12 protein-coding genes are annotated in these 13,381 nt (G+C 60.1%); 9 read left to right on the top strand and 3 right to left on the bottom strand.

Going from position 1 to position 13,381, the window contains the following annotated elements; all coding sequences use genetic code 11:
* Nucleotide 1: 1 nt before the first annotated feature.
* Both EWV35_RS04845 and EWV35_RS04840 read right to left on the bottom strand, forming a co-directional pair.
* A complete protein-coding gene (locus EWV35_RS04845) occupies nucleotides 2-421 on the bottom strand; it encodes a DUF4870 domain-containing protein (RefSeq protein ID WP_238654160.1) in 420 nt (139 codons plus the stop codon).
* A gap of 149 nt (nucleotides 422-570) precedes the next feature.
* Nucleotides 571-1,437 (bottom strand): DUF3097 family protein, encoded by an 867-nt coding sequence (locus tag EWV35_RS04840; protein WP_129658671.1) that lies wholly within the window; start codon nucleotides 1,435-1,437, stop codon nucleotides 571-573.
* A gap of 209 nt (nucleotides 1,438-1,646) precedes the next feature.
* Between EWV35_RS04840 and hrcA the strand changes: the two genes are divergently transcribed.
* From hrcA to EWV35_RS04825, 3 genes are all read left to right on the top strand, one after another.
* On the top strand, nucleotides 1,647-2,660 hold the full coding sequence (gene hrcA, locus EWV35_RS04835; protein ID WP_129658669.1) for a heat-inducible transcriptional repressor HrcA: 1,014 nt from the start codon (nucleotides 1,647-1,649) through the stop codon (nucleotides 2,658-2,660).
* A gap of 67 nt (nucleotides 2,661-2,727) precedes the next feature.
* On the top strand, nucleotides 2,728-3,858 hold the full coding sequence (dnaJ, locus tag EWV35_RS04830; RefSeq protein ID WP_129658667.1) for a molecular chaperone DnaJ: 1,131 nt from the start codon (nucleotides 2,728-2,730) through the stop codon (nucleotides 3,856-3,858).
* Between the two features lie 9 nt (nucleotides 3,859-3,867).
* On the top strand, nucleotides 3,868-4,635 hold the full coding sequence (locus EWV35_RS04825; RefSeq protein ID WP_129658665.1) for a 16S rRNA (uracil(1498)-N(3))-methyltransferase: 768 nt from the start codon (nucleotides 3,868-3,870) through the stop codon (nucleotides 4,633-4,635).
* Between the two features lie 6 nt (nucleotides 4,636-4,641).
* On the opposite strand, the gene EWV35_RS04820 is transcribed toward EWV35_RS04825, so the two are convergent.
* A complete protein-coding gene (locus EWV35_RS04820) occupies nucleotides 4,642-5,559 on the bottom strand; it encodes a GerMN domain-containing protein (protein ID WP_129658663.1) in 918 nt (305 codons plus the stop codon).
* 231 nt (nucleotides 5,560-5,790) lie between these two features.
* Between EWV35_RS04820 and EWV35_RS04815 the strand changes: the two genes are divergently transcribed.
* From EWV35_RS04815 to leuA, 6 genes are all read left to right on the top strand, one after another.
* Nucleotides 5,791-6,834 carry a PhoH family protein gene (locus tag EWV35_RS04815; protein WP_129659564.1) on the top strand — a complete coding sequence of 348 codons (1,044 nt, stop codon included), beginning with the start codon at nucleotides 5,791-5,793 and terminating at the stop codon, nucleotides 6,832-6,834.
* 47 nt (nucleotides 6,835-6,881) lie between these two features.
* On the top strand, nucleotides 6,882-7,367 hold the full coding sequence (gene ybeY, locus EWV35_RS04810; RefSeq protein ID WP_129659561.1) for an rRNA maturation RNase YbeY: 486 nt from the start codon (nucleotides 6,882-6,884) through the stop codon (nucleotides 7,365-7,367).
* 6 nt (nucleotides 7,368-7,373) lie between these two features.
* Nucleotides 7,374-8,660, top strand: a complete 1,287-nt coding sequence (locus EWV35_RS04805; RefSeq protein WP_129658661.1) for a hemolysin family protein — start codon at nucleotides 7,374-7,376, stop codon at nucleotides 8,658-8,660.
* A gap of 2 nt (nucleotides 8,661-8,662) precedes the next feature.
* The gene (locus EWV35_RS04800; protein ID WP_394342433.1) at nucleotides 8,663-9,751 is read left to right on the top strand and encodes a GTPase Era; all 1,089 of its coding nucleotides are present in this window, start codon (nucleotides 8,663-8,665) and stop codon (nucleotides 9,749-9,751) included.
* A gap of 112 nt (nucleotides 9,752-9,863) precedes the next feature.
* On the top strand, nucleotides 9,864-11,351 hold the full coding sequence (locus tag EWV35_RS04795; protein ID WP_129658657.1) for an LCP family protein: 1,488 nt from the start codon (nucleotides 9,864-9,866) through the stop codon (nucleotides 11,349-11,351).
* Between the two features lie 255 nt (nucleotides 11,352-11,606).
* The gene (leuA, locus tag EWV35_RS04790; RefSeq protein WP_129658655.1) at nucleotides 11,607-13,343 is read left to right on the top strand and encodes a 2-isopropylmalate synthase; all 1,737 of its coding nucleotides are present in this window, start codon (nucleotides 11,607-11,609) and stop codon (nucleotides 13,341-13,343) included.
* Nucleotides 13,344-13,381 lie beyond the last annotated feature (38 nt).

Below are 13,381 nucleotides of genomic sequence, written 5' to 3'. Positions count from 1 at the left end.
TTCAGCGCCGCCGGCGGCGGGAGAACCAATCGAAGGCGCGCGTGTTGTAGTGGTACTGGTACGGATTGCCCCGGTTCACCCTGATTCCCGCAATGAGCGAGGAAACCGCCAGGTAAACCCATACAGCGGCCGCGATCAGCCCAAAGATCCAGCCGATCCCGGGAACCACCGAGAGCGCGACGCTCACCACGACGACCACCGACGGCAGCAACGTGAAATTCAGGGCCTCGCGAGCCTCTTGAGCGGTGAAGCGGCCACGTGCCCGCAAGGTTGCGTAGATGATCGCGGCCGGAACGCAACCTACGACACCGCCGAAGTGGGCCATCGTGGCCATCGAACGATCGTCTTTGACGCTAAGAGGCTCCGGAGTCGCGGACACACCTTCGAACGGGGGTCTCTTATCGGTGGAAGTGGTCGTCAAAACCTCGCCTTTTCTTTCGGGCAGACATGAAAGCGTCAAGGACGCGATTCCAAATATTACCGATTAGTTGAACCAAACGGGTACGTGCTTACCGTTACACTGCCACGGATTGCGGTTCGGTGCCAAGGCTCTGGGGCCGAGGCAGGCCTTTACGCGGCGCCGGGCGTCGCCGTCAGAAAATCGATGATGTGTTCAACCGGGCCCAGAATTCCCGGGTCCAAGTCCGCATAGGTATTGACGCTGGCAAGGATCTTCTTCCACGCCACCGCTCGCTGTGCAGGCGTTTCGTGAGGCCATCCGATTCTCCGGAGGATTCCGGTTTTCCAGTCTTCACCGCGAGGGACCTGGGGCCATTCGCGGAGGCCCACGGCCTTCGGCTTCACGGACTCCCACACGTCCACATACGGATGACCGACGAACAATACGTTGCCTCGGGAACCCGGTACCTTCATGGCCTGCTCGGCAAGTCTTGATTCTTTGCTGCCCGTGACCAAATGGTCCGCGAGGATTCCCAATCTCCGCTCGGGACCGGGCTCGAATTCTCGGATGATGTCGGAGACATGGTCCAAGCCATGCATCGGTTCGACGACGATGCCCTCGATGCGAAGGTCATCTCCCCACACCTTCTCGATCAACTCCGCGTCGTGCAGGCCTTCGACCAGCATGCGCGATGCCCGCGCTTTTCTGGCCTTGGCTCCCGGGACCGCGAGCGAACCCGAACGCGTACGTTGGGGCTTCGATGACGTTCGCGCACGGGGAGGCACGAGGTGCACGGGCTCGCCTTCGTACAGGAACCCATGTCCCAGAGGGAAAGACCGGACAGATCCATGGCGGTCCTCGAGCCCGACCACGCGTTGGCCGCCGATCGACTGCAAGCTCACCGCCGCGCCCACCCACCCGGATTGGACCTCCTCGATGACCATGTCCTTTCGGACTTCCAGGTCACGGGGCTCGGGGGGCTGGTTGCTCAATCCGGCGCTGCCCAGTTCCTGCGGGCCCCATCCGTAGCGATCCATGCAACTTCCTGTTCTGTGGTCCAAAAATTTCCAAGATGCGGGCGCGCAGCCCGTCGCCAATATAGCCTCTCCGCCGAGAGCTGAGCATCCTGCGGTGCGTTTTTCGACAGCCGACATGCGGCGTAGACTTAGCAGTCGGACCGGGGGAGTGCCAATTGGCTCCTACCACGAACCATCTACAGTCAGGATTTTGCGAGGAGGGCGAGACCGTGAACAAGCCACGCCGGCTCGATGTCCTGAGCGCGATCGTCGAGGACTACGTGCACTCGCGTGAGCCCGTCGGTTCAAAAGCCTTGGTCGACCGCCACAAACTCGGTGTCTCCAGCGCGACCGTCCGTAATGACATGGCCGCCCTGGAAGATGCCGGAATGATCATGGCCCCCCACGCAAGTGCAGGTCGAATACCCACGGACAAGGGGTACCGCGCATTCGTGGATCAGATCGCATCGATCAAGCCGCTGTCCGTCGCGGAACGTCGGGCGATCACGAGTTTCTTGGACTCCTCAGACGATGTCGATCAGATGATGGAAAAGACTGTCCGTCTGCTATCCCAATTGACGCGGCAGGTTGCACTTGTCCAGTACCCGACCCGGACCGGGGCGAAAGTCCGGCATCTTGAACTGGTGACCATGGCTCCGCGATTCGTTCTGGTTGTCATGATCACGACTCGAGGCGGAGTCGGCCAGCGCGTCGTCGAGATCCCTGAGGAACTCTCGGAAGAGACGTTGAAAGGAATTCGTCGCAGCTTCCTCGACGCGATCCTGGACCGCCCCGTGGGGGATTTGGAGGCTTCGCTGGTGCCCGCGATCGCAGAATGTGAGCCAGCGCATCGTGCTTCGGCCAGGATTCTTGCCGGAATGGTGACTATCCTGGGTCGAGGCGAGCAGGAAGAACGCCTGCTCATGGCGGGTACTTCCTATCTCGCGGAGTCCACGGACGACTTCAACCGCAGCATCGCACCCATCCTCGACGTACTGGAAGAGCAAGTCGTCATGTTGCGGTTGCTTTCCGAAATCGGTGAGGACGCCAGGGGCGTCTCCGTCCGGATCGGGCGGGAGAATTCGGACACCCCGCTGTCTGACGCATCCGTGATTGCGACGGGGTACGGGCCGCAGCTCGCCTCGAAATTGGGCATCGTCGGGCCGACACGAATGGATTATCCAGGCACCATGTCCGCGGTGAGGGCCGTCGCGCGGTACCTCTCCCGCATCTTGAACGAATAAATCCGCGCACACAGCCGTTGACGAATTGGAACCCAGGCGGTTTCCGACCGCAGATCAAGGAACATCAGTGAGCGACCACTACCAGACTCTCGGCGTCTCGCGAGACGCCAGTCCAGAAGAAATCAAGAAAGCGTACCGCAAGAAGGCGCGCACCTTGCATCCGGATGTGAACCCTTCGCCCGAGGCGGCGGAGGAATTCAAGCGTGTCTCCCACGCCCACGACATCCTCTCGGACCCGGACAAGCGCCGCGTGTATGACACCACGGGGAACGAGAACGGCAATAACACCGGTTATGGCGGCGGTTTCCCCGGCAGCGGCTTCGGCTTCTCGGATATCTTCGAAACGTTCTTCCAGGGCGCCGGCGGACCTCGCGGCCCGGAAAGCCGTGTGCGTCAAGGCCAGGACGCCCTCATCAACGTACGGGTCAACCTGCGGGACGCCGTGTTCGGCACAGAAAAAGAAGTCACCGTGGATACCGCCGTGACCTGCTCCCTGTGCGAGGGGAAAGGAACCGAGAAGGGCACCGAGCCCGAAACCTGCGACGTCTGCCACGGGCAAGGTCATATTCAGCGTCAGGTCCAGTCCATTCTTGGCAATGTCGTCACCACGGCCGAGTGCCCCAGTTGCCGAGGCTTCGGCACGGTCATCAAGCACCCGTGCCCCGAATGCTACGGCGAGGGCCGAGTGCGTCAGCGCAAGCCGCTGACCCTCAAGATCCCGGCTGGCGTTTCGACCGGTACGAGAATTCGACTCAGCGGCGAAGGCGAAGCCGGAACCGGGGGTGGACCGAACGGGGACCTCTACGTCGAGCTCCGCGTGAACCCGGACGAAACCTTTACGCGCGAAGGGGATGACCTCCACGCCACCATGACGGTGCCCATGACCGCGGCAGCGTTGGGCACCACCATTAGCCTGGAAACCTTCGACGGCACACAGGACGTCACGGTCAAACCCGGAACCCAGACCGGTCAGACGACCACGCTTCGGGACCTGGGCGTCACCAAGCTCCGCGGTACCGGACGCGGCAACATCGTTGTTCATTTTGAGGTCGAAACGCCTTCGAAGATCAACGACGAGCAACGGGAACTGTTGCGCAAGCTTGCCGAGCTCCGGGGAGAGGACGACGTCGTCGGCGAGACGATGCAGAACACGGGACTCGGATTCTTCTCGCGCCTGCGGGACCGCTTCCAGGACTGACCGGCTTCCATGACACACCCCGTTTTCTACGTCGAACCGCAAGACATCGGATCCTTGACCCCCGGGGAGTCTTACGAATTAGTGGGTTCGGAGGGGCACCACGCCAAGACCGTGAAACGACTCGGCGTGGGAGAACCCCTCGACCTGGTTGATGGACGCGGTCATCGCGTCTGCGGTGTCGTCGGAGAAATCCTTCCTGATGGTCTGGCCGTGTCCGTCGTGTCAGGGCCGCTCGAAGACCCATCCAGTTCGGTCGTGTTGGTCCAGGCGCTTGCCAAGGGCGACCGCGACCTCATGGCAGTCGAAATGGCCACCGAACTGGGCGCCAGCGCGATCATCCCGTGGCAGGCCGAGCGAAGCATTGTGCGATGGAAGGCCGACCGCGCGGCGAAAGCCCACGCGAAATGGGTCAAGACGGTATCGGCGGCGGCCAAGCAGGCCAGGCGCTCTTTGGTCCCTCACGTCGGTGAATTGCTCGCGACCTCCCAGGTCTCCCGGCTCATGGAGCAAGGGGACCGGATGGTCGTGCTCCATGAGGAAGCCGCGGTGAGCCTCGTGGAGTACCTTGATTCGGCCCAGACGGCGAATAATGGCGCTGATTCCGGCCGCACCTTCGTCGTTGTGGGCCCGGAAGGCGGGATATCCCCTCACGAGGTCGAGACACTGGAGCAAGCAGGTGCTCAGTGCGCGGTACTGGGCACGGATGTCCTGAGGAGCTCGACGGCGGGGGCAGCGGCGATCGCGGTCATCAACGCGATGATCGGACCCTGGCGCTGAGAGCCCCTAGTCTCTGATCTTGAACTGGTGGTCATCGTAGAGGCTGACATCCTGGTCCGATACGGCCAGCCCCGGGTCGCGAAGATCCTTCGTACGGATATAGATACGGATCGTGTAATCACCGGGGGAGAGTGTTTTGCTGAATTGAATCTCCTGGAGACCGGATTCGCTGCCGGAGAGTTCTTCGTCGCCGGCCGCTACTTCGGAACCGTTCTTGCGGATGTCCCAGTACACCCTGGAAGCCACATTGGTAGCAACCATTTTCACACTGAGGTTCGATGTCGACACCACGTCTTGTTCCGGGTCGATGATCCAGAGAGGGGCCGCGACGGCGTCGTCTCGGACCATCGGCTGCCCCAACGTCTGCTGCCCGAAGCGGTACCCTCGGTGCCCATCGACCAGGATGATGACCTTCATCGTCGGTCCCGCATTGGCTATGCCGCCCGCAGCCGCGGCGGCCGTCGCCGTGTAAATCAGTTGTTGGACCGCGAGATTTGCTTCGTCGCCGGACAATGAATGGTCAAAGATGTCGGATGAAACGTTGAGCGTCAAAGTCCCATCCGTGGACATCGACGATCCTACGGACTGCGCGGGCTTCCACGGATTGTGATAGTCCGGGTCGCTGGGCTGGACTCTCGTCAGCATGGACACCGCGGTCGCCACCACGTCGCCCGACGATGCGGCATCGTCCGCCTGGTAATCCCTGTACTCACGGTACAAGTACGAAGATTTACCGGTATTTCCGAGCCAGTACAGCGGAACCTTCCGGTCGGATTGCGAAGGAGAGGAGGTCGGCTTGGGCGACTCTTCGGATTCGCTCGCTTTGTTGGCGGCGTCCAACAGACCACATCCACTGAGCACACTGGGAAGAACGCACAAGACCACGACCGCTCCCGCGACCGGGCGCCACGTGCGTGAGATCATGTTCTGAGTCCTCCAGGTCAGTTCGCGCCATGACGGCCTTGCGTTCCGTGCACCCAGTCTAAAGCGTTGACGTGAGTTTCAACTCGCTGAAGCGTGAGTGACATGGGCTTCGTGCGCATTCGGCAAAGTCTCGTGGTGCGCTCGCAACAACAACGGTAGTCTTGAACAATAACTGGATCCTCAGGAACATAGGGGTCCAACGCCCCTGAAGGAGAGGTAATTCCGCATTTGATGACCGCATCCACGCCTGGTCTTTCACGTCCGTTGTCCGTTTCGAGGACATACACATTTCGAAGCCGCGAGTCCATGGTCGAGGTCCTTGGGCCTCAGGATTCATCATTGCTCATCATCGAGCAGGCGTTCTCGGATGTTTCCCTAGGCGTCAAAGGCCTCGACGTCGTGGTGACCGGGCCGTCGGCTCAGGTTGAGTTGGTCATCAGGCTCTTCGAGGAACTCGAGGTCCTGGCCTCTCAAGACAGTGTCATCAGCGCCGAAGTCGTGAAGCGCTTGGTGGACCTGCTGATCAAGAATATGGCTTCCGCAACTCCGACGATGACGCAGAACATACTGTCGTCTCGTGGCCGGAAAATCAGGCCCAAAACGGTCAATCAGTCCTCATATGTGGACGCGATCGACAACAACACCGTGATTTTCGGTATCGGGCCCGCCGGTACCGGCAAAACGTATCTTGCCATGGCCAAAGCGGTACAGGCGCTTCAGGCCAAAGAGGTCAACCGCATCATTCTGACCCGCCCCGCCGTAGAAGCGGGGGAGAGCTTGGGCTTCCTTCCGGGCAGCCTCAACGAAAAAATCGATCCTTACCTGCGGCCTTTGTACGACGCGCTTCACGACATGATGGACCCCGAATCGATCCCGCGGCTGATGGAGGCCGGGACCATTGAGGTAGCCCCTCTGGCGTACATGCGCGGTCGTACCCTGAACGATGCGTTTGTGATCTTGGACGAAGCCCAGAACACCACGGTCGAGCAAATGAAAATGTTCCTGACTCGTCTGGGGTTCGGCTCCAAGATGGTGGTTACAGGGGACGTGACGCAGGTTGATCTTCCGACCGGATCTACGTCCGGTCTGCGGCAGGTTCGTAAGATTCTGAACGACATCGAGGAAATACACTTTTCCCAGCTCGAAGCCGTCGACGTGGTGCGGCATCAGCTGGTGAGTGACATCGTCACGGCCTACGGGAAATGGGAGGACGAGCAACAGGTCTCCTCCCGACCACGTGCGGCCCGGCGTCGGGCCGAGGGTGATGGCGAGTGAGCTTCTCCACTGAGTCCCTTGGAGAGCAGAGTCTCCCCTTCGTCGATATCGAAAGCTCTGAAGCTAGTACAGGCCCCGAAGAACAGGCTTTTGGAGCGGTCAATGTGGCCCAATTGCGCAAACTTGTAGCTTTCGCTTTTGAGTTGCTCCATGTTTCTTTTCAGACGGAGCTATCAGTAACTGTCATCGGAGAAGCCGAGATGGAGCGGCTTCACATTGAGTGGATGGACCTCGAAGGTCCCACGGATGTGATGTCCTTCCCTATGGACGAGATGCGCCCGGGAACTGCGGACGAACTCGCTGAGGGAACTCTTGGCGATATCGCCCTGTGTCCCACGGTCGCGGCCCGGCAGGCCGAGTCCGCTGGACACTCAACCGCTGATGAGCTGTGTCTGCTTTTGCTCCATGGAATCCTGCATTGCCTTGGGTACGATCACGCCACGACCGAGCAGGAACGAGAAATGTTTTCTCTGCAACGGAATATCCTGGAAAAATTTCTGGGCCACCCCGCGCCCGTGGAAACGAGGCATTAGCACGGTATGATCACGGCGCTCCTTGCCATTGCGACCCTAATTCTGCTGGGCGTGGCATTTCTTCTGACGGCTGTAGAATCGGCGTTTACCTATTTGCCACGTCACGAAGCGGAGAAAGCTTCCCAGGCCGACGCGCGCCGAAGTCTCAAAAAGGTCCTCGAGGACCCCCGGCCGTATATGCATGCCCTGAGATTCGCTCGCATTCTTTGCGAATCCCTCGTCTCGGTCGTCCTCACTATTCTCTTTCTGCGATTCATACCCTGGGTATGGCTTTCGGCGCTGATTGCCGTCGTCATCGCGACTTTGCTGGGGTTCGTGGTCATTGGTGTCTCACCGCGTCACGTCGGACGATCGCATCCATTGGCCGTCGTCTCCAGGACCTCCGGTTTTCTCCGCGCGATCACCGCCGTATTGGGACCTGTGCCACGGTGGCTCATGCGTGGCGGCTCGGCTTTTGCTCAGCCCACGGACGAGAACGCCGGGTTCTTCACGGAAGAAGAACTCCGCGAGTTCGTGGATCGGGCCAGTGGCACGGATGTGATCGAAGACAGCGAGGCGGCGATGCTGCACTCGATTTTCGAGCTGGACGACACCCGCATTCGAGCGGTGATGGTTCCGCGAACCGACACAGTGACGTTCGACCTCGATGATTCGGTGGACAACGCCCTCAATCTGTTCTTGCGATCCGGATATTCGCGCATCCCCGTCATAGGCGAGGACTTCGATGACGTTCGCGGCTTCTTGTACCTCAAGGATGTCGCCGAGGCGATTCTGATCCGTGATCACCGGGGCAGTGCCCCCGTTGTCTCGGATCTTTTGCGTCCGGCACGCTTCGTTCCTGAATTGCAGAAAGTCTCCGAGCTGCTGCCCCAAATGCAGCGGGAGGGCACGCACGTGGCAATCGTGGTTGATGAGTACGGTGGTACGGCGGGGCTGGTCACCCTCGAAGACCTCATTGAGGAGCTCGTCGGTGAGATTGTCGACGAGTACGATACGGCCGAGCCGGAAGCGACTGCCGAAGGCGACGCCTACCGAGTATCGGCACGCATGAGCGTCGGCGACCTCGGCGAGCTATTCGACCTTGATCTGGAAGACGACGATGTCGATTCCGTCGGCGGTCTTCTAGCAAAGGCTCTCGGCCGCGTTCCGATCGTTGGTTCCACGGCGGAGATCTACGGGATTCGGCTCAAAGCCGTTAAGCTCGAGGGGCGCCGGAACCGGGTCGGCACGGTCCTCGCATGGCAGGAACCGCCGCAGGAAGAACTTGACGGGCAGGAGCCCTCGGAGGAATGAACATGGATTTTGCAACCGTACCCGAGGATTTCGTCGCCGGATTCGCGGTCCTGGTCGGGCGCCCGAACGCCGGAAAATCGACGTTGACGAATGCGTTGGTCGGCCAGAAGGTGGCGATCACGTCCAACCGCCCCCAGACGACGCGACACACCATCCGAGGCATTGTCCATCGCGATCATTCCCAACTGATTCTGATCGATACCCCAGGACTGCATCGGCCGCGCACGCTCCTCGGTGAGCGGCTCAACGATCTCGTTGCGGAGACGCTCGCGGAGGTTGACGTCATCGGATTCTGCGTACCTGCCGACGAAAAGATCGGGCCGGGAGATCGCTACATTGCGTCGCAGCTGGCCGCGGCGGGGAAAAAGCCAATCGTCGCCATTGTTACCAAAGCCGACAAAGTCCCGGCGGACCGTCTCGCGGAACAACTCGTTGCCGTCACAGATCTGGGCAATGAAATCATGACCTCCGAGCGACGCGCCCGTGAAGAGCGGGCACGGCGTCGACAGGGCCGGGGCAAAGGGCCCCAGGGCAGAAAATCCGACCCACCGGCCCTCTTCGCCAAGGGCTCGGGCAACTCCGAAAACGTCCCGACGGGTCCGGTCGATGACGGCCAGGGCGGCTGGGCTGACATCATTCCGGTTTCGGCTGTCAAAGATTTTCAGGTCGAGTCCGTTGCGAGCTTACTGAGCTCGTATTTGCCCGATTCCCCACCACTTTATCCTGACGGCGACCTGACCGATGAGCCCGAGGCAGTTATGGTCGGAGAACTCGTTCGTGAGGCGGCCCTAGAAGGTGTCCGCGACGAGTTGCCGCACTCGGTGGCCGTGACCGTCGAGGAGATGAATGATCGCGAGGACCGGCCCGAGGACGATCCGATGATCGACGTCCACGTGAACCTGTATGTCGAACGGGACTCGCAGAAAGCCATCATTATCGGAAAGCGCGGATCCAGGTTGCGGGATATCGGAACCAAGGCTCGGCAGGGGATAGAACCGTTGCTCGGAGCCAAAGTCTATTTGAGCATTCACGTGAAGGTTGCCAAGGACTGGCAACGTGATCCCCGAGCCCTAGGCCGCTTGGGATTCTAGACGGTATCCGGGGAAGAATAGAGGAAATTCACGGTCTGACGTGAGGAAACTTCTCAGCCTCGGGCCGTAAAGTACTTAAAGGTTTTTCGCCGTCCGTTCGAGAGGAATATTTGTGCCGCAGTCGCCCGAGACTTCGAATGAAGCGCCTTCGCCGCGCCTCAATGCCCGGGGCCGTCACTACAAGAACCGCGCGAGGAAATCCAAGCGTGGGCTCTGGCTCTCGCTGTGCTGTGTCGGTCTTCTGCTCGTCGTCATGGGCGCCGGAGGATTCGCCGCGATGCGTTTGCGGTCCAACGTCGAGACGGACGCGCTTAATCTCGGGTCCGGCCTCGACGGTGGAAAAGAACTGGCGGACGGTCCCCTCGATATCCTCGTCATCGGCTCCGACACCAGGACGGGCAACAACGCCAATTACGGCGATGCTTCGGACGAGGGTTCCGGTGCTCGTTCGGACGTCATGATGTTGATGCAAATCAGCGAGGACCACAAGAAGGTCAACGTGGTGTCTTTCCCCCGTGACTTGATGGTCGACATCCCGCAGTGCCAAGGGGCGGACGGAAAGAAGTACCCCGCCGAACAAGACACCCAGATCAACGAGTCACTCACCAACGGCGGTCCGGGCTGCACCGTAGCGACCATCAACCAGATGACCGGTATCAACGTAGATCACTTCATGCTCGTCGACTTCAACGCCGTGAAACAGTTGAGCACCGTTGTGGGAGGTGTGAACGTCTGCGTCAACAAACCAATCAAAGACGAATACTCGGGACTGGACATTCCATCGGGCAATTCCGAGGTGGAGGGCGAACAAGCCCTGGCCTTCCTCCGCTCACGTCACGGTTTCGGCGACGGATCGGACACCAGCCGAATCCAGGCCCAGCAGGGCTTCCTGGCTTCGTTGATGCGGAAGGTCAAGGAACAAGGGACCTTGTCCAATCCCGGCAAAATGTACGGTATCGCGGAGGCTGTCACGCAGAACGTTACCGTCGACAAGGGCTTCACCGACCCGGCCACGTTCGTGGACATCGGCAAAATCCTCTCCGGCGTTGACCTGTCCGACATTGTTTTTGCCACGGCTCCCACAGAGCCCTACGTCAATGACGAGAACAAGTTGCAGCTCTCCGACGATGCGGAGAAGGTCTTCGAAACGCTGCGCAAGGACGGATCATTGGCAGGTGGGCAGGACCAGTCTTCCGAGTCTCCGTCGAGTTCCGCATCCGAGCCGGAAATCGACCGGTCTGTACCCGTGTACATGTCCAATGCATCGGGCACCGAGAATCGTGGCAAGGATCTGAGCGGCAAGGTCGAGGAACTCGGGTACAGCGGCGTGACGTACCAGGATTTGGCCCAGGTCTCGGAGACCACCACAATCCAGTACGGCCCTGGCTATCAGCAGCAGGCTCAGGAGATCGCAAATAAGTTCGGCCTGGGGTCGGATCAAGTGGTCGAAAGCGCCGCGGTCGCCGGGATCGACGTCAGTGTGGGCAAGGACTTCGCAAGCGGAGACACGGTCAAGAAGGAAGGCTCTTCCTCGATCGTCGGCGGCGCGAATGGCCAGACCGCAGATCAGCAGACCTGCCAGAAGGCATTCGCTTACTGATAGTGGCCGCCGCCTCGAATCTGGCGGATTCGTTGAGGTCGGCTATGGGCGTCGCATCCCATAATGTGGACAGACCGTGACCTGTCACGCAGGGATGCGACGCGAGTGGTACGTTGAATATCGTGAATCAATCATCCGTGATCCTCCTGCTTAGTTGCCGCAGCGAGGCCTCGTTTTCCGACTAGGCCGACACCTCGCTGCGGAGAACAGTTGCGCCGGCCGCAACCTGACACAACGTCTTGAGAGGCACTCACGATGACTCACCCGCAGAAATCCTCCGGAATGCCGATTCACAAATATCGTCCTTACCACGAGGAAATTTCGGTCAATCTTCCCGACCGCACTTGGCCGGATAAGGTCATGACGCATGCACCGCGTTGGTGCGCCGTCGATCTCCGCGACGGAAACCAGGCCTTGGTGGACCCGATGGACACGGATCGCAAACTGGCGATGTTCAAGCTCCTGGTCTCGATGGGTTACAAAGAGATCGAGGTTGGTTTCCCCTCGGCGTCCCAGACCGATTTCAATTTCGTACGCACCCTGATCGAGGACCATTACATCCCCGACGACGTCACGATCCAGGTTTTGGTCCAGTGTCGGGAGCACCTCATCGAGCGGACCTACGAGGCCATCGAGGGTGCACCCTCGGCGATCATCCATTTCTACAATTCGACGTCGGTTCTGCAACGTCGCGTTGTCTTCAAACAGGATCAGGACGGCATCATGGATATCGCCCTGAACGGTGCGCGCCTCTGCACCAAGTACGAAGAGCAGATGAGCACTGCTGTGCCTCTCACGTACCAGTATTCTCCGGAGTCCTACACGGGCACCGAGGTCGAGTACGCCGCACGCGTTGCCAACGCGGTTACCCACGAACTGGGCATCGGAGACGACCGCCAGGTCATCATCAATTTGCCCGCGACCGTCGAGATGGCAACGCCCAACGTCTATGCCGACTCGATCGAGTGGATGAGTCGTCATCTGGACAATCGGGACAACGTCATTCTTTCCTTGCACCCTCACAATGATCGGGGCACGGGCATTGCCGCTGCTGAACTCGGTTTTCTGGCCGGTGCAGATCGTATCGAAGGTTGTCTGTTCGGCAACGGAGAGCGGACCGGAAACGTCGACCTGGTGACCCTGGGGCTCAACATGTTCACCCAGGGCATCGACCCGCAGATCGACTTCTCAAATATCGACGAAATCCGGCAAACGGTCGAGTACTGCAACCAAATCAAGGTCCACGAGCGCTCTCCCTACGGTGGCGACTTGGTGTTCACGGCATTCTCCGGATCCCACCAGGACGCCATCAAGAAGGGCTTCGAGGCCATGGAGGTCGATGCGAAGTCCCAGAACAAGGATGTCGAGGAGATGGAGTGGGCCGTTCCTTACCTGCCCATCGATCCGATGGATCTCGGCAGGAACTACGAAGCGGTCATCCGCGTGAACTCCCAGTCCGGCAAGGGCGGCGTCGCCTACTTGTTGAAGCAGCAGAAGGGCCTGGACATGCCCAAACGTGCACAGGTGGAGTTCTCGAGCGTCGTCCAGAATCGCACGGACAGCGAAGGTGGCGAAATCACGAGCGTGGCCCTCTGGGACATCTTCAAGGACGAGTACCTGCCGGCTGAAGAGGACCACGGTGAGCGCCGTTGGGGCAAATTCCGAATTGCCGCGATGACCACCGAGGCCACGGATACGGGAGACACAACCCTGAGGCTCAAGCTGGATATCAACGGTCGTGAGATCGACCGTTCTGCCGTCGGCAACGGACCTATTGACGCGTTGACCCGAGTTCTGGCCCATGAGGGTGTCGACGTTCGAGTCCTGGACTACTCCGAGCATGCAATGTCGGCGGGCGAGAACGCTCATGCGGCCAGCTATGTCGAGGCGGCGGTCGGCGATCGTGTCCTCTGGGGAGTCGGCATCGACGCCAACACCACCCGAGCAGGCTTGAAAGCTCTGATCTCTGCCGTCAACCGCGCATTGCGGTAACCTAGTTCGCCTGACGACGCCGCCCGCCACTTGCGCGG

Source organism: Rothia uropygialis (genome assembly GCF_004137765.1).
Lineage (GTDB): Bacteria > Actinomycetota > Actinomycetes > Actinomycetales > Micrococcaceae > Rothia.
The sequence above is the reverse complement of the archived record's forward strand: the minus strand, read 5'-3'. Positions and strand labels throughout refer to the sequence as shown.